The organism is Gabonia massiliensis (assembly GCF_001403595.1).
GTDB lineage: Bacteria > Bacteroidota > Bacteroidia > Bacteroidales > Coprobacteraceae > Coprobacter > Coprobacter secundus.
Genome location: NZ_LN877940.1, coordinates 364143 through 388995, shown reverse-complemented (window position 1 = coordinate 388995; position 24853 = coordinate 364143). Strand labels below are relative to the sequence as shown.

General features: G+C 38.3%; 13 protein-coding genes. All 13 read left to right on the top strand.

Annotated elements, in window-relative coordinates; translation table 11 throughout:
* Positions 1 to 332 precede the first annotated feature (332 nt).
* A complete protein-coding gene (locus BN2628_RS11545; protein ID WP_052431435.1) occupies positions 333 to 3473 on the top strand; it encodes a SusC/RagA family TonB-linked outer membrane protein in 3141 nt (1046 codons plus the stop codon).
* Positions 3474 to 3484: 11 nt separating this feature from the next.
* Entirely contained in the window at positions 3485 to 5230 is a 1746-nt protein-coding gene (locus BN2628_RS11540; RefSeq protein WP_055097344.1) for a RagB/SusD family nutrient uptake outer membrane protein, read from the top strand.
* A 30-nt stretch (positions 5231 to 5260) separates the two neighbouring features.
* A complete protein-coding gene (locus BN2628_RS11535) occupies positions 5261 to 8056 on the top strand; it encodes a SusC/RagA family TonB-linked outer membrane protein (RefSeq protein ID WP_044226821.1) in 2796 nt (931 codons plus the stop codon).
* A 24-nt stretch (positions 8057 to 8080) separates the two neighbouring features.
* Positions 8081 to 9802, top strand: a complete 1722-nt coding sequence (locus BN2628_RS11530; protein WP_044227067.1) for a RagB/SusD family nutrient uptake outer membrane protein — start codon at positions 8081 to 8083, stop codon at positions 9800 to 9802.
* Between the two features lie 43 nt (positions 9803 to 9845).
* The gene (locus tag BN2628_RS11525) at positions 9846 to 11126 is read left to right on the top strand and encodes a discoidin domain-containing protein (protein WP_044226818.1); all 1281 of its coding nucleotides are present in this window, start codon (positions 9846 to 9848) and stop codon (positions 11124 to 11126) included.
* Between the two features lie 79 nt (positions 11127 to 11205).
* Positions 11206 to 12573 carry a glycosyl hydrolase gene (locus BN2628_RS11520; protein ID WP_154668470.1) on the top strand — a complete coding sequence of 456 codons (1368 nt, stop codon included), beginning with the start codon at positions 11206 to 11208 and terminating at the stop codon, positions 12571 to 12573.
* A gap of 5 nt (positions 12574 to 12578) precedes the next feature.
* Complete coding sequence (locus tag BN2628_RS11515) at positions 12579 to 13931, top strand: hypothetical protein (RefSeq protein ID WP_044226812.1); 1353 nt, start codon at positions 12579 to 12581, stop codon at positions 13929 to 13931.
* Positions 13932 to 13969: 38 nt separating this feature from the next.
* Complete coding sequence (locus tag BN2628_RS11510) at positions 13970 to 15001, top strand: T9SS type A sorting domain-containing protein (protein WP_044226809.1); 1032 nt, start codon at positions 13970 to 13972, stop codon at positions 14999 to 15001.
* A 90-nt stretch (positions 15002 to 15091) separates the two neighbouring features.
* Positions 15092 to 16150, top strand: a complete 1059-nt coding sequence (locus BN2628_RS11505) for a T9SS type A sorting domain-containing protein (protein WP_082002228.1) — start codon at positions 15092 to 15094, stop codon at positions 16148 to 16150.
* Positions 16151 to 16285: 135 nt separating this feature from the next.
* Positions 16286 to 17950 (top strand): T9SS type A sorting domain-containing protein, encoded by a 1665-nt coding sequence (locus tag BN2628_RS11500; RefSeq protein WP_154668469.1) that lies wholly within the window; start codon positions 16286 to 16288, stop codon positions 17948 to 17950.
* A 20-nt stretch (positions 17951 to 17970) separates the two neighbouring features.
* Positions 17971 to 19608, top strand: coding sequence for a hypothetical protein (locus tag BN2628_RS11495; protein ID WP_055097339.1), 1638 nt, complete (start codon positions 17971 to 17973; stop codon positions 19606 to 19608).
* A gap of 14 nt (positions 19609 to 19622) precedes the next feature.
* Positions 19623 to 23177, top strand: a complete 3555-nt coding sequence (locus BN2628_RS11490) for a glycoside hydrolase family 2 TIM barrel-domain containing protein (protein WP_044227058.1) — start codon at positions 19623 to 19625, stop codon at positions 23175 to 23177.
* Positions 23178 to 23206: 29 nt separating this feature from the next.
* Positions 23207 to 24853: a GH39 family glycosyl hydrolase gene (locus BN2628_RS11485; RefSeq protein ID WP_055097336.1), complete on the top strand. Its 1647-nt coding sequence runs from the start codon at positions 23207 to 23209 to the stop codon at positions 24851 to 24853.

Sequence of the window (24853 nt, the reverse complement as noted above, 5' to 3'; positions counted from 1 at the left end):
TTAAAGTATCATAAGCAAGAATTTTTAGTAGTTCTTGTTTATGATTTTCATTGCTAATTTCTTCTTATAAACACTAAAATTATTCTTCCTAATAAAAAACGTATATATATTTATATTACTGATAATAAATGAATTATATATACATTAATACATTTTTAAGGGGTTTTTAATCCACCTTTAAGCACCTATTAAAAAAAAATTAATTGTTCTCACATATATTTGCATATATTTTAAATTTAAGAATTAAAATAACATATGAAAACATAACCATATAAAAAACACAAATCATGACCTTTTATTATTAACCGTCTAAATTAAAACGATGCAGACGTATGAGAAAAAAAAGTAAACCTGAAAAACTCAATCACAAAGTCCTTTATCTTAGCATTTGCCTTCTATTCGTGGGAACACCACAAATAAATGCAGTCATTGGAAAAGAGGATAAATCTGAGGCCGTAGTACAGAAGGCTGAAATCATAGTAACCGGAACTATTAAAGACTCAAGTGGAGAGCCTTTGGTAGGAGCTTCTGTAGCAATACCCAAGTCAGCGATAGGAACCATTGCCGATTACAATGGGAAATTTACACTAAAAGTACCTGAAGGGACTAAAACAGTGATGGTCTCATGTGTAGGGTTTGTATCACAAACTCTGAAATTAGATGGAAAAAATACATTTTCCATTACTCTACAAGAAACAACTACAGATTTAGATGACGTAGTTGTTGTCGGATACAGTACTCAGAAAAAAGAAACTGTAACAGGCGCTATTTCCATGATATCAACAAAGGAATTAGTGCAATCGCCACAAGCTAATATTAGTAATTCTTTAGTAGGCCGCATGCCAGGCTTATTTGCTGTACAAAGAAGCGGAGAACCTGGAAAAGACCAATCGACATTACGCATTCGAGGTATCGGGACATTTGCAGAAGGTGAGGGCTTACAAGACCCTCTCGTGATGGTTGATGGTATCGAAACTCCTAATTTCAATACTATAGACCCTAACGAAATCGAATCTATCTCAATCCTTAAGGATGCCTCCGCAACAGCTGTATACGGAGTACGAGGTGCAAATGGTGTCATATTAATTACTACTAAGCGTGGAGAAAAAGGCAGGCCCAAAATCAGCGTAACATCAAGTGTTGCTGTCACCGATTTTCCATTCCTAAGGAAAAGTATGAATGCGTATGATTTTGCATACAATCGAAATATGGCAGCAGGTTATGACTTTTATCGTACAGGCAGCTATGACCTTCCATATACAGACGAGGAACTTATGAAGTTCAAAGACCATAGCGATCCTATCTTCTACCCTGATGTCGACTGGTTCGATGAAACATTAAAAAAATCTTCTTTACAGCAACAAAGTAATATTTCTATCAGTGGAGGTACAGACCGAGTACGATATTTCTTCTCCATGGGTCAATTTTTACAAAACGGGATGTTCAATACCGCTAATTATGATCCGGGATATGATTATCAATTAAAATATCGTCGATATAATATACGTTCAAACTTCGATATCGACGTAACAAAAGATCTTCTATTGAGCTTTGATTTCTCTACGCAGATAGACAATAACCGAGGCATAAATTGGTCTACTCAAGGCTTTATGGAATGGATTTCTTCTATCCCATCCAATGCTTCACCGGGTATAGTAGATGGAAAAATTACAACAGCGCAAACTACGACAAAACGAGGAGATAATCCATTTACTGCATTCGATAAGGGGTGGCATAGTGACTACAGCAATACATTAAACGGGTCAATACGTCTAAATTACAAAATGGATTGGCTCCTAAAAGGACTTTCTGTTCGGGGAGCAATATCTTACAAAAATTACATTACAGATGTAAAAAAATATGATGCATACGGTCAGACATATGATGCACGTCCTACAACAGAAGGAGGATATATTTTAGTACCATTATCCTCATCTACCCCTATGCGTTTTGGAGACACTGTATCCAAAAACCGACGTATTTATCTCGAAGCGGGAGCTTCCTATGACCGTAGTTTCGGAGCTCATCATGTAACAGCCTTAGTGTTATATAATCAAAGTAAATATATAGATCCTAATCTTGCATATTTAGTTCCAAATGGATATCAAGGCATTGTCGGTCGTATAACTTATAACTATGACAGCCGTTATTTGGCCGAATTCAATATCGGCTATAATGGTACTGAAAATTTTGCTGAAGGCCATCGTTTTGGCGTATTTCCTGCTTATTCATTAGGATGGGTCTTAAGTGAAGAACCTTTTTTCCCAAGGAATGACTACGTTTCATTTATAAAAATACGAGGGACATACGGGGAAGTAGGTAATGATAAGATTGGAGGAGACCGATTCTTATACCGCCCTACATCTTATACCTATGTCAATGATGTATATCACTTTGGAGAATTCGGTATTTCAGAAAAAACTTATAACGGAGCAATCGAAGGGAAATTAGGAAATCCTGATTTGACTTGGGAAAGGGCTCGTAAGATGAATATCGGTGCCGACTTGAAATTCTATAAAGACAAGATAGGCTTAACCTTTGATTTCTTCCGTGAAAAAAGAGACAATATTTTATGTAACCGAGGTACTGTTCCCGACATAACAGGTGCCAATATGCCAGCTTACAATTTAGGGAAAATGACCAATGGAGGTTTTGAAGGAGAACTTTCTTATATGGATACTTTCGGAGACTTCAAACTCGGTATCAGAGGAAACTTCTCATATGCGCATAATACAATCGACTATATGGACGAAGTATACCAAAAATACTCTTATCGGTACTCTACGGGAAGACGTTATGGCCAATTTTTCGGATTAATAGCTGAAGGTCTGTATAATACATGGGAAGAAGTAAACGATATCAACCGCCCTGTATACACTTTTACAACTAATAAAATACAACCGGGAGATGTAAAATATCGTGATGTTAACGGAGATGGAAAAATAGATTGGGACGACCAAGTTCCCATCGGTTATTCTACATTCCCTGAAATTACTTATGGCTTCTCTTTGACCGGGGAATACAAAGGATTTGACTTTTCTGTATTATTTCAAGGAGCTGCTCATGTATCTAATATGCCTTCCCGTCGTACACAAACCGGATTCTATAACAATACCGGTGCGGGCGAGCATCTATTGGAAAGCTGGTCACAAGAACGGTACGAACAAGGTTTAAAAATCCGATACCCACACGTATCAACTTATAATGACCACAATTATTATACTTCTACATTCTGGTTGGAAGATGCATCTTATTTACGATTAAAAAATGTAGAAATCGGCTACACTTTTCGCAATAAATTTTTCGACCGTATCGGTGTAAGTTCTTTACGCTTATATGCAAACGGCAGTAATTTATTAACCTGGTGTGATATGTTACCCGGTGAAGACCCTGAGGTTGCAAATTTAGGAGCAAATAACGAACCCTATCCTTTGACACGGGTATTCAATTTCGGAGTAAATATTAACTTCTAAGAGTAACAAACATGAAAAAGATATTTTATTTAATGCTTTTGACCTTGCTGATTTCAATCTGGTCATGTGAAGACAGCAGTTTTTTAGAAAAAGCTCCGGGGATAGATGTCACTGAAGACACAATCTTCTCATCGGCAGCTCAAACTGAACTATTCTTGAATACAATATATCAGTATGGCATGCATTCTAATTTGCCTTATTATAATGATGATGGTATTCCTAATATTTTTGTCAACCCAGAAGGTCATATAGGTGGTGCATGCTGTGATGAAGCAGAACAATGCGCCGACTGGTATCCTCCTCAAAAATGGAATACAGGTTCTATTACGGCCGATAATACTGAAGATGCTCGTTGGGTATACCGGTGGAAAGCTATCCGTTATATTGCAGTAATGCTCGAAAGAGTAGATGAAGTACCGGATATGTCTCCAGACTATGCCAAACAAATCAAAGCCGAAGTAAAATTTTTACGAGCACTGAATTACTTTGAAATGATGAAACGATATGGAGGTGTACCCGTCATCGACCATAGTATAAAATTAGATGAGGATCTTAAAATACCTCGTAGTACATTAGAAGAGACATATAATTTTATCATGAAAGACCTGAAAGAAGCTATTCCAGACTTACAGTCAGACCAGGCTGGAGCTTTGAGAGGCCGAGCTCATAAAGGTGCAGCATTGGCTTTAAAATCAAAAACCATGTTATACGCTGCCAGCAAAATGTTTAACACCTCAACTCCATTTATGAGTTTAGGGGCTAATAATAACCTGATATGTTTTGGAAATTACAAAATCGAACGTTGGCAAGAAGCGGCCCAAGCAGCTTACGATGTATTAGAATGGGCAAAAGAGGCAGGTTACCATTTAATTACCGACCAAGGTGTTGATGAAAATTATCGATATTCCTGGGAACATTATGACAATGCCGAAATCATTTTTGCTGAAAAATCAAACGGCAAACGAGGACGTTGGACTTGGCCATGGAGCAGTATCGCTCCTCCTACGATAGCTGCTGGAAATTCGGGATACAGTGGAGTAACTCCCACTCTAAACTTCGTCAGCAAATATGAAGACCGCCAAGGAAGAAAGGTCGACTGGAGTGGAGGAACAGGACTGCAAGCCAAAATGGCCAATTTGGATCGTCGCTTCAACCAAACCGTTGTTGGGAATTTAGGATATTGGAATGTTGACTGTCAGACTGTCGAACTATTTGAAGGAGGTAAACACACAACCTCATGTTTTGGAGGTTTTTGGTTACACAAATTATACCCAAGAGAAATTAGTCAACAAGTATGGTCTTACCAGCCAAACTCAACATTATTCCAACTCAACGAAATTTATCTCAATTTCGCTGAAGCCATGACCGAAGCTTATGGTCCGGATGATCCTCAAAGTTTCGGAATGACAGCAAGAGATGCTATAAATATTATACGTGATCGTTCGGGACAACCTAAAATAACATCAGGAAGCGGTATATATTCTGACTTCATGGAATTGATAAGAAACGAGCGAGCTCTTGAACTGGCTTTTGATGAACACCGATTCTGGGATGTCCGTCGCTGGTTAATAGCTGACCAAGAAGGAATTATGCAAGGGGCCATGAAAGGTATCAAAATCTATAAAGATACGGGCAATGAATACAGTTATGAGCCATATGTTTTTGAGACTCGTACTTTCATGAAACGCATGTATCTGCATCCATTCCCCACTGGAGAGATCAACAAAGGATACTTAATCCAAAATCCGGGTTATTAATAGTTATATCACATCGTTAATCAAGCTAATATGGAAAAACGAATAAAATATAAATCAATCGGTAGGAGCCTTTTGATAACATGTGCCATATCAAGCATCTTCGGGACAATACAAGCCCGTACTGCTATTGATGCAGATTCGGCAAAAGTAGCTCTTGGTATCGAGTCTGCAGGATTACATACAGGCGCAATCTCTACCGTATCTGGTGAAGAACTAAGAAAAGGCTTCGTCTCTAACATTGCCAATACCTTATATGGAAAAATTTCGGGTTTGACCGTTGAACAAGGAAGTGGAGAAGCTGGAGCCAACTCACCCACTTTATCAGGACGAGGGTTGGCAACCTATGGTTCCGGATATGGACTCATGTACGTTATTGACGGAATGCCTTCCACTAATTTATTTTTTGAACAGCTGGTTCCCGAAGAAATTGAATCGGTTTCTTTATTAAAAGATGCAGCAGCGACAGCATTATATGGAAACCGGGCAGCAAATGGTGTTTTAGTCGTAAAAACTAAAAGAGGGTTCAATTCTCCATTAAAAGTTTCAGTCGGTGCTGAATACGGATTCCAACAAGCAGTTCGCTTGCCCAACTTTTTAGATTCATACGACTATGCTACCCTCTACAATGAAGCATTAGCCAATGAAGGAAAATCACCGATGTATTCAGCCGCAGATTTAGAAGCTTATCGCAATGGCTCCGATCCCTTATTACATCCCAATGTAAATTGGTATGACGAACTATTACGTAAAGCTGCACCCGTAGCAAATTACAATTTTTCAGCCAGAGGAGGAAATGACCGTATAGCATACTATGTGATGTTCAATGCAGTAACACAAAACGGGCTGTACAAGCGAGTTGAGAGCCTTTCTGACAACTCCAAAAACTCTACCTATTCTAGATTCAATTTTCGAACGAATATCGATTTGAATATCTCTAAAAATTTATCTGCTCATGTATCCATGGGTGCTACTGTAGAAGATAAAACTAATTCCGGAGTGGATGCTAACACCTATAACGTATTTGAGCTCATGAACACTATTGCTCCCAACGCATTCCCGATATATGTCAGTCCCGGAATGTTGGGTGGAACATCCACTTTTAAAAGTCCATTAGGAGAAATCGCACAAGCCGGCTCAAACACCGCTAATGGTCGCTCCGCACAAGCCCAAGCCCGTTTGACAGAAAAACTTGACTGGATTACCCCAGGTTTAAGCATCTCCGCTGGAGTAGGATTCAATACTTATTTCGTTTCCAATTCAATAAAATCCAGAGATTACGAGCGTTTTTTGATAGAACGCGATAATGCCGGAGAATTTTTATATACCAAATTCGGAGAAAATACATCTCTTACCGGAAACGAAAGTGCATTCACTCTTTGGAGAAACTTAGTTGTACAAGCTTCATTAGATTACAAACGAACATTCGGAAGACATTCTGTCGAAGCCATGTTTATGAGTAATTATGATGACTATACCATTACCAGTGGTTCTCTTCCATATCGTAATGCAGGCATTGCTGGTCGTGCTACTTATGGTTATGACAAGCGATATATCGCAGAATTCTCATTCGGGTACAATGGAACTGAAAATTATCCGCGGGGACATCGTTTTGGATTTTTTCCGACAGGTTCTGTGGCATGGGTAATTTCCAATGAAAAATTTTTAGAAAATAACGATATAATCGACTATCTAAAACTACGGGCATCTTATGGTCTTACTGGGAATCACAGCATCGGAGGTCAACAATTTATGTTTAACCAATATTACGTATGGAAAGGCTCCTATTATTTAGGCTCCAGTAATAGCAGCGTCGACAGATACGAAATGGGGTCTTTGGCAAACCCTGATGTAACATGGGAAAAAGAAAAACAAACCAACATTGGGCTTGATGCAACATTATTCAAAGGTTTAGATATCTCCGTCGATTACTATATTCGCAACAGATATGACATTCTTTCCAAGCCCTATAGTACCGTACCGGATTTTTTAGGTATAAACTTACCGGATATGAACGTCGGGAAAGTTCGCAACACAGGTTTCGAAACAGCTTTACGTTATAATACAACAAGTAAAAAAGGTGTAAATTATTTTATTGGAGCCAATATTTCCTTTACCCGTAACGAAGTAACATATAATGCCGAAGCTCCTCAAGTATATGACTATTTATACTCCACCGGGCACCGTATCAATCAACCATTTGCTTTCGAAGCTATCGGTTTCTTTAAAGATCAAGCCGATATAGATAGGTCTCCTAAACAAGTATTCGATGAAGTCGTCCCCGGAGATATCAAATATAAAGACCAAAATGGTGATGGAATTATCGATAACAACGATAAAAAGGCATTCGGATACACTCAATCTCCCGAATGGTCATTCGGCCTCCACGGTGGTTTCAATTACAAAGGGTTCGATCTTGACATAATGTTTCACGGTGTTGCTAATCGCACCGTATATTGGGAAGGAAAACGCTTCCAGGCATTCCAGAACTCAGGAAAAATATCAGAAGTTGCACTAAAACGTTGGACACCAGAAACAGCTGAAACAGCAACTTACCCTCGTTTGTCCACTGACGGAAACCAGAACAACTATCAATATTCTACCTTCTGGCAAAAAAATGGAAATTTCTTAAAACTAAGAAACCTGGAATTCGGATATACGTTACCAGAAAGATTGACAAATAAAATAAAACTCGAAAAACTAAGAGTTTTTGCCAATGCGACCAATTTATTCTCATTGGATCACATGGAGGGACAAGTCGACCCGGAGACATTATATGGACACCCAGCTATTCGCACTTTTAGTTTAGGCTTAAATCTCCAATTTTAATATTGACTAAAAATGGATATACTTATGAAAAATAGATGGAAATATATAGCAACAACCGTATTTTCGATATGCATGTTGACTGCTTGTAATGATAAGCTCGACCCTGAAGTAGACCTAAATCAAAGCGAAGAACAGATACTTAGGGACTATAACAATACCGGTGCATTGCTAAACAATATATACGCCTATATGCCTAACGGTCTATATTATATAGACAATGCCATGATGGCATCGGCATGTGATGAAGCTGAGCATACATTGGAAACGTCAACCATACAAAAGTACAATACCGGCAACTGGAATGCAAACGACAATCCGGACGGAGCTTGGGGAAATTGTTTCAAAGCAATAAACTTAGTAAATGACTTCTTACAGAAAAAAGACCAAGTAGATCTCGACTATCTGAAGTATGACCAATCTGAGTCAGTTCAACAACAGTACAAATTATACGTTGAAAATATGAAACGCTGGGAATTTGAAGCCAGATTTTTACGCGCTTTCTTTTATTTTGAATTAGTAAAACGCTATGGAGGCGTACCTCTAATGACAGAAGTACAGGGCATGAACCCAGACTATTCAAAACTCGGCCGCAAATCTTTAGATGAGTGCATTAAGTTTATTGATAAAGAATGCGAAATCGCTGCAGAAAACTTACCTGCCGTGTATGCAGATCCCGGAGATTTAGGGCGCGCAACAAAAGGTGCAGCTTTGGCTCTGAAAAGCAGAGTATTATTATATGCTGCCAGCGACTTGTATAACAATCCTGCTTGGGCAAATGGGTTTGCTCATCCTGAATTAATTTCCCTCACAGGAGATAGAACAGAAAAATGGGATACTGCAGCTCGAGCTGCCAAAAAAGTTATTGACCTGACAAGTGCCAATTATTCTTTTGCAACAGATTATACAGGATTATTCCGGACATATAATAACAACGAAATCATTCTATGTTTTAGAGATGGAGCAAATAATACCTTCGAAAAAAATAACTATCCTATCGGGTACGATGGTGGTAACAGCGGTACTACTCCAAGTGGAAATCTGGTAGATGATTATGAAATGGCCAACGGAACGCCCTTTGACTGGAACAATCCCGAACATGCAAAAGCTCCATACTCAGGTCGAGATCCAAGACTAGGATATACAATTCTGACAAACAATACACAATTCAAAGGACGAGCAGTAGAATGTTGGACAGGAGGTCGTGATGGGAAAGGCGTCATGCATGCAACTCGCACAGGTTACTATCTGAAAAAATACATTGACCCAGATGTAGATTTATTATTAAATCAATCATCTGTACATAGCTGGATTCTTATACGCCTTTCTGAAATTTACCTAAATTATGCTGAAGCAATGAACGAAGCTTATGGCCCGGATGACCCTCACGGATATGGAATGACGGCTCGTGAAGCATTAAATGCCGTTCGTACTCGTACTGCAGTAGGTATGCCGGCCGTCATGGATGGAGGGCAAACTGAATTAAGAGAAAGAATTCGTCATGAACGCCGTATCGAGTTAGCATTTGAAGATCATCGTTTCTGGGATGTTCGTCGATGGATGATTGCTCCCGAAACACTTGGTAAGCCATTGAAAGGCGTCGAAATAACTCGGGCGGGGTCTTCATTCTCATACAACGTCATCAATGTAGAAAATCGTACATTCCAAAACCGAATGTATTTTTACCCTATACCACAAAAAGATTTAAATATAGTTGGTACTTCATGGCCCCAAAACCCAATGTGGTAAACCAATTTTACAGTACATAAGAACTTAATTTTTATATACAATTATGAAACGAAAAGGATTTTATAATATAAGGACTGGCCTGTTAACGTGTATTGGGGGGTTCCTACTGACATTCACAGCTTGTAACTATGATGAGATCGGAGATGGCGACTATCCAGAACAGTCAGTATATCTACCTATTACACAATACAACGAAGGCATACTAACGATAGATAATGTCCCGGCACCCATTGAACATTCGCCATCAAACGGACGATTAATACCTTTCTCTATTGAAAATAATCGAATGTTAATACCTTTAAGCGTATATCGTGCTGGAGTTGACCGTAAAGGCTCAGTAAATGTTTCCATCGAAATCAATACCGATACAATCCAGTCACTTATTGCAAACGGTACATTAGATAACAGTGTAGAGATATTACCTGCTGATAAATATTCCATACCCCAAACTGTATCTATCCCCGATGGTACTGATATAAGCACATTTCATCTTAATGTCGACCTCGATTTCTTAAAGACAAACACTCCAAATAAAAAATATGGGATAGGGATTGCCATTGTAGGTGCAGACAGAGAAATCAAATCTACTATGGCAACAGCTATAGTCGTGATAGATACAAAATTTCTGATACACCAGCCGACTTTTTCTTCTAAAGCCGATAACACAAAATGGACACAAGTAACTTTTACTAACACATCCTCCAACGCATTATCATGGTCTTGGGATTTTGGAGATGGAACTACCTCTAACGAATATTCCCCCGTCCACACTTACAGTAAAGGAGGAATCTATAATACAACACTTACTACCTATGGAGCTGGTGGAGATGCGCTATCTTCCACACAAAAAGTTGTAATTATCAAAATTGACAATATTGCACATGAAAGTTGGAGTGTAGTAGATTTTAGTAGTGAAAGAGCCGTAGGAAACGAACAATATCCTGACCAAGGAAAGGCTATATCAGCAATCGACGGAGACATAAATACATTCTGGATGACAAACTCCACTTCTTCTTATCCACATCACATAACAGTAGATATGGGCAAAGAATACATCATGAGTAGTTTTGAAGCTTGTCGCCGACCGGGCTCAAGTTCTGTCGCCCAAACTGAGATAGAATTTTATACCAGTAATGACGGACAGAATTGGGAGAAATGGGGACCATTCGAATTTGACAACAAAAGTGCTGACATGCAAAAATTTGAACTGACAGAATATCCGACTGGACGTTACTTCAAGTTCCAGTCTACAAAAGGTTCTACAAGCAAAGCTGCTACAACCGTTGGCGAAATTAATGTATACGGGGCACTAAATGAAGAATAAAAGATGTGTGATAGGGAAAAGATGTTCTTTTTATCTCTTCCCTATCCGACCGTCAAATTAAAATCTTAAAAGTATCAACATGAAAAAGATATTGCAAGGAATATTAACAAGTACTATCGTTATGTTCACAGCTGCTTGTGACGATGAACTAAAACCAGATAACTTTTCTGGACAATTGACCGAAACAGTAACAGCTAAACCTGTAAATGATTTTCTGAACTCAATCGGGATCAATACGGCTATATACACCCGAGGAGAGACCTTAGACAAGACTATCGAATGTGTAAAATACTGTGGATTCCGTTGGGTACGAGCTGGATATGAAGGAACTGCATTCTTCAATAACGGAGTTTTTCAAAAATTACATGACGAAACGGGAGTCCTTTTCTCATACGGAATGGGCAGTGGAGGGACAGATACTGCACGAGTTATGGCCGATGCCCGAAAATTGCATGAAATGGGAGCTTTTCTTGCTTTTGAAAGTTTGAATGAACCTAATAATTGGGGTATAATATGGGATGGTGAAGCCGGTGGAGGTGAAAATTCCTGGCTCCCTGTAGCAAAATTCCAACGAGACTTTTATGCCCGGGTAAAATCCGACCCAGTTATGAGCCAATACCCTATGTTTGGGATTAGTACCATCGGTGCAGAAAATGATAATGTCGGGTTACAGTACCTGACTATTCCTGAAGGAGCCGGAACACTGATGCCGGATGGAACACAGTATTATGATTATGGTAACTGTCATAACTATGCCTTCGGTGGAGATAATGATGTCTTACGAGACAACCAAACTTGGCTGGCTTCTTCGCCCGGAAATGATAACCCGTTTGATGGTCCTTACGGAAATTTTGTAAAAACATGGGCTAAAGGATTTTTGGGATATGACGAAGAAACCGTAGTAAACATGCCTCGTGTCTCAACAGAAACTGGAGTAACAATCCATACCGGAGTGGATGAAGACATGCAAGGACGAATGTTTTTAAATATTTATCTCAGTCAGTTCAAACGTGGCTGGGCCTATACTTCTATCTACATTTTACGAGACCGCATTGATGAAGGAGGAAACCAAACCTATGGTTTCTACGCTCCAGGATATGTAGCCCGTAAAGCAGCCCACTACATACATAATTTTACGACAATCTTAGCCGATGACCGGGATAAATCTACAACAGCAGGAACACTCACCTACTCAATCCCTAAAAAACCGGAAACGGTACACCATTTACTGTTACAAAAAACAACAGGGAAATATTACCTAATAATATGGGGAGAACGTTATACCGGAGGTACCAACAATATCTCAATCTCTTTTGACCAAAATATGTCTTCGGTGAAAGTATATGACCCGACTATCGGCACAGAAGCCATTTCTACACACAACAACACCGGTTCTATTTCTTTAGAAATGGGAGTAGATATCGCAATTCTGGAAATCGAAAAATAAATAATATGATGAGAGAAATCAGACAAGGATTATTCCTAATATGCTCTATAATAATATTATTCAGCTGTAACAGAAACCACACCTCTGAAAATATTACCGGTATCCGAGCACTTCCTGTAGACAGCTTTTTAAACTCCATAGGAATAAATACAGCAATATATACAAGAGGTGAATCTTTAGATAAAACCATCGAATGTGTAAAATATTGTGGATTCCGGTGGATACGCAGCGGATATGAAGGCACTCCTTATTTCAACAAACTGGTATATCAACGCTTACATGACGAAGCAGGTGTTCGTTTCAGCTACGGATTAATGAGCGGAGGAACTGATATTGAACGAATTATAAAGGATGCTCGACGATTAGCTCAAATAGGAGCTTTATTAGCCATAGAAGGAAATAATGAACCGAATAACTGGGGTGTAAATTATAAAAATCGTTTTGGTGGTAGAGATTCTTCCTGGATTCCTGTTGCAGAACTGCAACGAGATCTTTATCTTGCCGTAAAGAATGATTCAATTTTATCCGATTACCCAGTATTCGGAATCAGTGCCAGCGGAGCCGAATGGGACAATGTCGGGTTACAATATCTGACCATACCGAAGAGTGCGGGAACATTAATGCCCGATGGTACCCAATATGCCGATTATGCAAACTGTCACAACTATTCGACCCATCCTTCTTGGCCTGGTATCCATGACAATCAGACATGGAATGCATCTTCACCTTATGCAGATTGTAAAGTGGACGGACTTATCGGAAATTACGGCCAAACCTGGATGAAAAAATTTACCGGATATTCTGAAGCCGGTTTAGAATCTCTACCTCGAGTAACAACCGAAACAGGACTAACACAAAACGAATTCATCAGTGAAGACATGCAAGCTCGTATCTTATTAAATCTCTATCTTGCACAATTCAAACGTGGCTGGTCATATACATCTGTATATCTCCTACGTGACCGTACTGACGAAGAGGGAAATCAGACTTTTGGATTCTATGCTCCAGATTATACCCCCCGTCGTTCAGCTCATTATTTACATAATCTGACAACAATACTGAATGATTCCAATCCAATCAAAAAGTTATCTTCCTTGGACTATACTATCCCCGATTGCCCCGAAACAGTACATGACTTACTATTACAAAAGAGTAACGGGAATTTATATTTAATCGTTTGGGGAGAACGCTACACTGGAGGTGAAGATAAGATAACAATTTCACTCGGAGAAACTTGCAAACAAGTAAATATTTATGATCCGACCTTTGCAACTGATGCGGTAGATGATTACCAAAATGTATCTACTATCGATTTATCACTGAGAGATACCCCCTTTATCTTAGAAATCAAGAAATAAATATATAATCCTTTTTTGTTTAACTTAAAATTTAGTGTATGAAAACATCTACTTTTTTGAGAAATTCTGTAGCGATAGCTGCCTTTTCTCTTGTTTGTTCTCCTCTCGTAAAAGCTCAGGAAATAGCACATGGCTCTATCTTTTTACAAGAGCTGGAGATGCGAGACAATGATGCACCATCCGACCCATCAAAGAGTAATGGACATACTAATGTAAAGGCTGTAGTCATTGATAATACAACCTGGGCATGGATATCTATGAATGCCGACGAATGCTATGCAGGTATTGGCTCTGAAGACTTTGCCTGTCAATTACAATGCTGGAATAATACGGAATTGGTCAGCAACTTAGGTTGTCCGGAAGACAGGGATAAAACCGATATCATCCTACAACGTTATCATCAGCCAGACCAATCAGACTCTGACCCATATTACTTCGCTTATGCCAAAAAAGAAGGATTTGTCCCTGTCAGAATGATTAGCCCGTGGGTAATTATGTCCGGACGCTGGCAGTTCTCTGCAGAACGTCATCCTTTTGATATAACAAAAGCAAATAGTGCCGATGAATATGACCTGGAAGCTCCTGTTATCGAAAGTGCCACCGTTTCTATGAAAGGCAATGTCGCCACTTTCGATTTTACAGCCTCAGATGATGCCAGTGAATGGTTTTATGTTATCGAAGACGAATCTAAAGGATTCAAAGAAGTATGCTTCGAAATGGAACATTGGGAATTTGCTATGCCGGAAGCCGGGGACTACACCTTTAAAATTACTCCGATTGACTTCAGCGGACACCAAGGCGATGCTTATATCGCATCTACATCGGGAAGCGTAAATATAGAAAAATCTGAAATAGCAAGCATTACTGTTGCCCCGAATCCTGCAACGGATATTATAACCATTAATGGTGCAAACATTGCTAAAGTAGAATTATATACTATCGACGGGAAATTGGCTATGACTTCTGTTGAAAACACCATCAATGTTTCAACTTTATCCGACGGGTTATACGTCGTTCGCATTTATACAAATGACGGAACTATAATTACTCATAAAATTACCGTAAAATAATTTGCAAACCAATATTTTCCCCAGAGTCCATTGCTTCATATAGCTCTGGGGAAATAAATAAAAATACAGAATCCTTTAATTCTTAACAATATGAAAAACAATACTCCACTTCGAAATATACTAACAATAATAAGTATTACTGTATTAAGTTGCAGCCTCTCTATTCAGGCACAAATCCAACATGGCTCTATCATGGGGTCTGATGTTTTATTAAATTGGGACAATCCGCAAGATGATGGCGGTAGTAAAGGAAACTTTACTTATAAAGTCGTTACTATCGGGGAACAAGCATGGGGGTACATGCGTTTAGATGACGAAAGCCGCAGAGGGAATGGTTTTGTTCCCGATGGCACTCCGGGACGTATTATGAACTGGGTTGCAGATATTCCCCCTATTCTTGGAAATGACAACCTTACATGGAATAAAAATGATGCTCCAGTCAGTGGCAATCCCGATTATTTTACATCTATCCGATTAGAGTCCCGAATAAAAACCGCCGATGATAAATGCTTTGAAGTATACGGCAAAGGATGGTTACCTGCCGACGCTAAACAAATAGGTGCTTGGTCATATATTGACGGCATGTGGGGAATAAGCCGTTATAGAATAGATTATAAACACGATGTTGCAAATTCTCGTGATGAATATGACCTCGATGGCCCGGTTATGGAAAGTGCAAAAGTTTCAATAGATGGTTCCACTGCAACATTCGACTTTTCTGCTTATGATGAAATGGGGGAATTCTTTTATATCATCAAAGACGAAGCCAATGGTATACAAGAAGTATCCTTTGTCGACCATTTTATAATATCAGACCTGGATGCCGATAAAACCTACAATTTTACAGTAACCCCTATCGACTTTTCTGCCAATGAAGGAGAATCAATGGCTGTAACTTCAGGTGGGGAAGTTGATATTGAACAATCTGAGATGATAAAAGTTACAGTAGCGCCTAATCCTGCGACAGATATCATAAATATAATGGGTACAGATATCTCGAAAGTAGAGCTTTATACCATCGACGGTAAATTGGCAATGACTGCAGTAGAAAATATATTCAACATTTCTTCTTTAAACAAAGGCCTATACATCCTGCATATTCATGCCATGAACGGCTCTTTATACTCAAAAAAAATATCTATTAAATAAAAAAACAAATAAATTTTTAAGAAGGAAAAGAACGACTATGAAATCCTTCATAATCGTTCTTTTTAGACATAAATTTTATCCGTAATCTACTATCAGAAGAAAACCATTGATAACACATTATCAATATATAAAAATATGAGGCTCATACATCAAAAAACAATATACATATCACTATTCTGTTCCCTACTATGCACACCTTTGTCTGCACAGTTTTTACCTGATTTTTCAGATAATTCTTCTGATACGGAATACTCTTCCTCAACTTCTTTAAAAAACAATGAAGACGAACTATCTCATCATTCTGTTGCAGCAAATGATTTTCTGAATACTTTAGGGATAAATTCCTCTCTCTGGACTCGTAGCGAAAAGCTTGATAAAGTCATTGAATGCATTAAATACTGCGGATTCCGTTGGGTACGTTCAGGGAGTATGGAAGACTATTCCATCGAGAAATACCGGCGTTTATATGAGGAAACGGGAGCTAAAGTATCATATGGAGGAGCTCCCCCAAAAGTTATAGAAGAAGGGAAGGAATTAGCTTCTATTGGTGTTTTACTGGCATTTGAAGGCCCGAATGAACCCAACAATTGGACGGTAGAATTCGAAGGTGAAATTGGAGGTGGAAGTGGAACGTGGTTGCCGGTAGCTAAATATCAGGCTAATCTGTACGAATCAGTAAAAGCAGAACCAGAATTAGCAAAATACCCTGTATTCGGTGTAAGTGAAGTAGGAGGCATGGTCGATAACGTAGGCTTACAATATCTTACCATTCCTGAGGGAGCTAACACAATGATGCCCGACGGAACTCGTTTTGCAGATTATTTCAACATACACAATTATGTTACCCACCCAGGATGGTGGGGATTACATGATAATCAAACATGGGTTGCTGCATCTCCTTATTCTGACTGCCGAGTAGACGGTTTATACGGAAATCAATGCGTTCTCTGGCATAAAAAATGGAAGGGCCTTTCCGAACAGGAGGTTGCATCCTTACCTCGTGTAACCACCGAAACCGGAACTACCATCAATGATGAATACGACATAGATGAAGAGATGCAAGCAAAATTATTGACCAACTTATACCTGGCCCAATATAAAAGAGGATGGAGTTATACTGCCGTATATCTTCTTTCTGACCGCACCGATGAAGGAGGGAATCAGACATTCGGTTTTTATAAAAGAGGATATCCCGACTATAAACCTCGACAAGCAGCCCACTATATGCACAATTTTACAACTATTCTCGCTGATGATGCCCACGCTTCCACACAAGCGGGAGGAATATCTTATTATATTCAAGGAAACAATAACAACACTGTACATGATTTACTTCTTAGAAAAAGTAATGGCCGCTATTTTCTAATCATTTGGGGAGAAAATTATAAAAGCGCAGCATCCGAAATCAGCATTCAATTAGATAAAAAATATGGAACCATAAAAGTATATGACATTACTAAAGGGATAAATGCAACTAAAATTTACACCGATACAGATGTTGTGCCTCTTTCTGTCAAAGATTATGCATTTATATTGGAATTTAACGAGAATTCGGAAAGTGTGAATATCGAAAAAAACAACATCGAACAACTACACTATTTCAATCAAGCTTCAGAATTACATCTAATCGGAAACGCTTCTATTAGAACTTTATCTATATATAATATCGGAGGAACCAGAGTATTATACCAAGAATTTCCCGAAAATATAGTCTCCTTAGCAAACCTGCCCAAAGGAAGCTATATAATTCAAACAACAAATATTAATGGGAAGAAAAAGGTAAAAAAAATTGTAAAATAATTATCCTCTTATCACAAAAAATGAGACACATTATTTGGAAAACATACCTAACTGGAGGAATAGGTTGGCTGCTTAGCCTATCATCACTTGCATATAATCCTCAACCATCAGCAAACAATACTGATATTTCCATATCGGAGCAAGTATCTATTGCTGCAAATGATTTTCTAAACAGTATTGGAATAAATTCGGCAATACACGTAAGAGGTGAATCTCCCGAACAGACTTTAAAGTGCATAAAATATTGCGGGTTTCGCTGGATACGATCTGGATACGAAAGTACAGCCTTCTTTAATGACGAAGTATATAAGAACATCCATAATGAGACTGGAGTTTTATTTTCATACGGAGTGGGAAGTGGAGGAACGAATATAGACCGCATAATCTCTGATGCGCGTCGTTTACATCATATGGGAGCTTTACTCGCTTTTGAAAGCCTGAACGAACCTAATAATTGGGGAATCATATGGAATGGAGAAGCTGGAGGGAAAGATAATTCTTGGTTGCCAATTGCAAAATTCCAAAAAGAATATTATGCCCGAGTAAAATCTGATCCGGAACTATCGTCTTACCCGATGTTCGGCATCAGCGAAGTGGGTGGAATGAAAGATAATGTTGGATTACAGTATCTTACTATTCCAGAAGGAGCCAACACAATGATGCCCGATGGAACCCAATACGCTGATTATGTAAATATTCACAATTATGTAACCCATCCTAAATGGCCGGGAGGGATACATGACAACCAAACATGGATAGCCGCATCTCCATATTCTGACTGTCTGGTCGATGGATTGCATGATAACCATGGGCTTACGTGGTGGTCAAAGATACCTGGTTACGAAAATCAAGATTTAGAAACACTACCCCGTGTTACAACAGAAACTGGAACAACCATCAACAATGATGTTGACGAAGATATGCATTCCAAATTATTAACAAATCTGTACTTAGCTCAATACAAGAGAGGATATAGCTATACTGCCATATATTTATTACGGGACCGTTCCGATGAAGAGGGCAATCAGACTTTCGGATTTTACGACCCCGATTACCAGCCCAGACAAGCGGCCCATTATCTACATAATCTAACAACTATCTTAGCAGATAATCGACAAGCTATCACTCCTGAAGGCAGTATTTCTTACAAGATAGATGGAAAAGGAGAGACGATACATGATATACTATTACGAAAAAGCAATGGAAATTATTTTTTAGTCATTTGGGGAGAAAACTACAAAAGTGAAGCTAAAAATGTCACTATTCAATTTAAAAAACAATATAAAACAATAAACATATATGATGTAAAACAAAGTTGTGATGCCATTGACACTCGCCAAAACACAGACGCTATCTCTTTGTCAATAAAAGATGAAATAAAAATTTTAGAGTTAGAAACATCCGAAAGCGTATCTAATGAAAATATTTCCTCAAATACCACTTCTGATTTCTACTATTTGCCACAATCAGACAATCTATATTTTACGTGTCCCCAAAATATTTCTTCTGTAAATATCATAAATGCTCATGGCCAAACTTGCAGCAAAGAAGAATATCCCAATAAGTACATGACTATGAAACACTTACAACCCAGCATTTATATAATTCATTGTCAACTCTCAAATGGAAATATAATATCAAAAAGAATCATAAAATAAAATATAAATGCATTATGAAAATAAGAATATGTAGCCTTGTAGTCTTCCTCACACTATTGTCTAATAAAATAGCAATAGCACAAGATTTGTCGACAAATGTACTATACAAAGTTATAGCACCATCAGGAATGGTCCTGGATACCCGAGATGCAACAGACAATGCATCAACTGTATATTTAGGGAAAAATATAAAAGATAAAAAAAGCCAGCTATGGCGTATCACTACATATGGAGATACCTACCTACTGTATAATCCCTATTCATTCCTTGCTCTGGACTTCGGTGTACATGGAGCTGACAAGCCTGTCGGATTATGGTCTCTTAGCCGGGGAAATACAAATCAGCAGATATTACTAATTCCTGTAGAAAACGGTCAATATCGCATGGTTCACAAAAATTCCGGATTAGAAATACACACTACATCAACAACAGATGTCCATGCCATGTCAGGAGAAGGCATTTTCTGGCAATTTCAAAAAACATCGACAAAAATTCCACCAGAAACTTTAACCGGGAAAAAGGAATGGCAAAATGAACAAATCTTTGCTATAAATAAAGAAGACGGCCATAATACTTATATTCCATTTCTTTCAGTAAAAGACCTAAAATCTGATCCCTATTTCGAAAAACCGTGGTTGACACCATCATCTGATTTATATCAGTCCCTGAACGGAATGTGGAAATTCAATTGGGTAAAACAACCCTCAGAACGTCCGGTTAACTTTTACAAGCCAGATTACAATGTTTCCTTTTGGAAAGAAATCCCCGTACCGTCCAATTGGGAAATGCACGGATATGGAACCCCTATCTACACAAACGTAACTTACCCGTTCAAAAATCAACCATCACTAATTTTACCTCAAAAAGGTTATACTAATGAAAAAGAGCCCAATCCTGTAGGTTCATATCGCAGAGATTTCACATTACCTGAGCAGTGGGACAATAAGGAAGTTTTCATTCATTTTGATGGTGTATACAGTGGTTTCTATTTGTGGATTAACGGGAAAAAGGTAGGATATAGCCAAGGAGCAAATAATGATGCAGAATTCAATATTACTCGGTATATAAAACCCGGAAAGAACACTATTGCTGTCGAAGTATATCGCTGGACTGACGGCAGTTATATAGAAGACCAAGATATGTTCAGGTTAAGTGGCATACATCGCGACGTATATTTGTATGCAACACCAAAGACTCATGTCCGAGATTATACATTAACTTCTCAATTCAAGGATGGACATTTGGATGAGGCGACATTCAAAGTTAATGCAATTGTAAGAAACTACGGAGACAAAAAAACAGCAGCCACATTAGAAATCCTGTTGCTTGATCCCTCTGGAAAAACAGCTGCAACTTTGGTCCAAAAAATCGGTGATATCAAAAACGGAAAAGAAGAAAACTATACTTTACAGACAACAATACAAAATCCTATACTTTGGTCTGCAGAATATCCCAATTTGTACAGTACCATTGTAACATTAAAAGATTATAACGGGAACGTAACAGAAGCTATGAGCTCCAAATTCGGATTTAGAAAAATTGAAATCAAAAATAAACGGGTCTACATCAACGATGAACAAGTATTCTTCAAAGGAACAAACCGCCATGATATCCATCCCAAATATGGGAAAGCTGTACCGGAAGAGACCATGCTTAAAGACATCGTTCTGATGAAGCAGCACAATATAAATACTGTTCGTACCAGCCATTATCCTAATAGCCCCAAAATGTATGCCATGTATGACTATTATGGACTATATGTTATGGATGAAGCAGACCTCGAAAATCACGGAAATCATAATATCAGTGATTTTAAAAGTTGGCTTCCCGCATTTCTTGACCGGATTACCCGTGTAATTCAAAGAGACAAAAACCATCCTTCTGTAATATTCTGGTCGCTCGGAAATGAAGGAGGTGCCGGAGTTAATTTCGATGAAATGTACAAACGAGCAAAAGAACTTGACCCCACCCGTCCTATCCATTATGAGGGGAAAAACGATGCTGCAGACATTGATTCCCATATGTATCCCGATATACCCCGCATGAGTAGATTCGATCAGGAAAAATCGGATAAACCATACTTCTTGTGCGAATATGCTCATTCTATGGGAAATGCTCCGGGCAATCTGGCGGAATATTGGGACTATATCGAAAACAAATCTCAAAGGATGATTGGTGCTTGTATATGGGATTGGGTAGATCAAGGAATTAATAAATTCGGGAAACCCGAAAATCACTATTATTATGGAGGTGATTTTGGAGACAGACCTAATGACCTGGATTTCTGTTGTAATGGGCTGACTACTCCCGACAGACGGGAAACAGCCAAGTTGAAAGAAGTCAAGAAAGTTTATCAATATGTCAAATTCCGGCCAATTGCGCTTTCTGGAGGTAAAGTAGAAATAGAAAACAAATACGACTTTACAAATCTCAATGAATTCAACATAACTTGGGAAATATTAAAAAATGGGACAAAAATCGAAACGGGAGAATTAGATGATTTAAACTTAGCTCCAAATGAGAAAAGCGTCGTTACTTTTCCCTATAAAACAAAAATAGAAAATAACAACGAATATTTCTTAAATATCTATTTTTCACTGAAAAAAGATACACAATGGGCCCAATCCGGCCATGTTATCGCAAATGAACAATTTGCTTTGAATATGCGTCCGACCGTAAGCATGATTGACTTATCTTCCTTAGGAAATCTTGATGTAAAAGATCAGGGAAACAGGCTAACCATAGAAAACGGCAATTTTAAGTGCATATTCAATAAAACAACAGGAACAATGATTTCTCTACAATACGATGGCAAAGAAATGATTTATGAAAATAAAGGTTTTGCCTTGAACTGGTACAGAAGTGTTGGCAACGATAAATTTACAGACCAGAATTATTATGAAACTATCTGCAACCAGCCTATATTCACTTATAAAACAGATTCAAGTAAAAAATTCGTAACACTGCTGACTGATGCTCAAGTTGTCATAAATGCAAAGCAACCTGTTACCATTCCCTACGGAATAAAATATACAATATATTCCAACGGAACAATAGACATAGATGCTAACTTCATCAAACCAGACAACGCAGAAATTATACGTCGTCTCGGGCTCCAACTTATTTTGCCCAATGAATATGAAACGGTTTGCTGGTATGGATATGGTCCTCATGAAAATTACTGTGACCGTATGGTTTCCGCATCTGTAGGACTATATAAAACAACAGTAACCGACATGGCTTCAGAACACTATGTCAGAGCTCAAAGTATGGGTAACAGAGAAGGCATTAGATGGCTAACTCTGACAAACCACGAAAACAAAGGTCTAAAAATAACCGCAAAGAATCAAATGGCTTTCAGCGCTTTGCATTTTACCGATGCTGAATTATGGAATGCTAAACATGATTTCAAATTAGGACAAATAACAAAACCAGAAGTCTATTTGAATTTAGACTGTATCCAACAAGGGCTAGGCAATGCAACTTGTGGGCCATTACCCCTTGATAAATACATGATTCCTGTAAATGTTCCATTAAGTTATTCGTTTCGCATCGAACCGGTAAAATAAAACAGACTAAACTTTAAATATAAAAACAAATGATGAGAGTTTTCAAAAACATATTATTCTTCATTCTGCTATACTGTATACAATGTAACTATACTGTATACAGCCAAGAAAAATATGTAAAAAAGAATTCTCAAAAAGATCGCTTTATTGAAGTTGATATTAGAAAAAAGGCCGGACAGTACGATACATTTCATAATACGTGTGTCAGTACTGGCCGAGCCTATCTTCTTCTTCGAAAAGATCATCAGGAACATATACAGAAAGCAGCCCAAGAATGCGGATTCAAGTATTTACGATTCCACGGTCTATTTCAAGACGACATGGGATTATATCGAGAAAATGCAGCGGGAGAAGCCATTTACAGTTGGCAATATATAGATAAAGTATATGACTTCATTTACGACGCAGGACTTCATCCATTTGTCGTATTCGATTTTATGCCGGAAGCTTTGGCAAGCGAAAAAAAATATATTTATTGGGAACACTCCAACATAACACCTCCGAAAGACTATAAGAAATGGGGTAACTTAATTTACGAAACTGTAAAACATTTCACCGAACGATATGGTCAGGAAGAAGTAAGCCAGTGGTTTTTCGAAGTATGGAACGAACCGGATAAAAACTTTTTTACCGGAACGATTGACAATTATTTAGAAATGTATGAATATGCGGCCCAAGCTGTCAAATCTGTATCTGAGAACTATCGAGTAGGAGGTCCATCTATCGCAGGGAATAATTATTGGATAAGTCGTCTAATAGAATACTGCAATAAAAAGGACATACCCCTTGATTTTATATCCGCGCACAACTATTCAGCAAAGACGTTCTCAGAAGAAAAAACTTATAAAACATGGGAAGTTCCGTCCATTCCATCATGGGAACCCGGTCCTTCTTGGCCATTGGGAAACTTATGCTATGATCCTCATGGGACAACTGAAGCTATAGAAAATGTATACCGCACGGTCCAATCCTCCCTAATACCGACATTAGACATCCACTACACCGAATGGGGACTATCTTGGGATTATTGGGATCCGATAAGAGACTCATATCAGGCACCTTCATTCATTCTATCAAGAATAAATTCCATTGCCAATGACCGTATAAAGTCTCTTTCATACTGTATGGTTTCCGATGTCTTTGAAGAAGATGGTCCACCCACAGATTATTTTCACGGAGGATTTGGTCTTATAAATCTTCAAGGATTAAGGAAACCGGCTTATTTTGCTTACAAATTCTTAAATGAATTAGGAAATACAAAACTTGAGTGCTCCGATAAAAATACCATAGCCTGTTGCTCTGAAAATGATAGCATTCAGATTATATTTTGGGATTGTACTGTACGTCAAGATAAAGAAAATAAAGCATATTATGCCCAAAGTACCCCAGCACTACCAGCAGGAACAGCAAAAGTATCTTTTTCCGGATTAACCCCAGGCATGTATCAACTAACCTTGTACCGTGTAGGATACAGAAGCAATGATGCTTATTCCCATTATTTAGACATAAAGCACAACAATAATTTGACCCGTAGCCAGATAAGAGAGTTGGACAAACTCTGTAGTGGTTCTCCGGAACAGACCATAACTTTAGAAATCTCTCCCGACGGAAAGTACTTATTTCAAACACAGATAAAAGAAAATGATGTTTGCCTGATAAAACTGAACCGATTATAA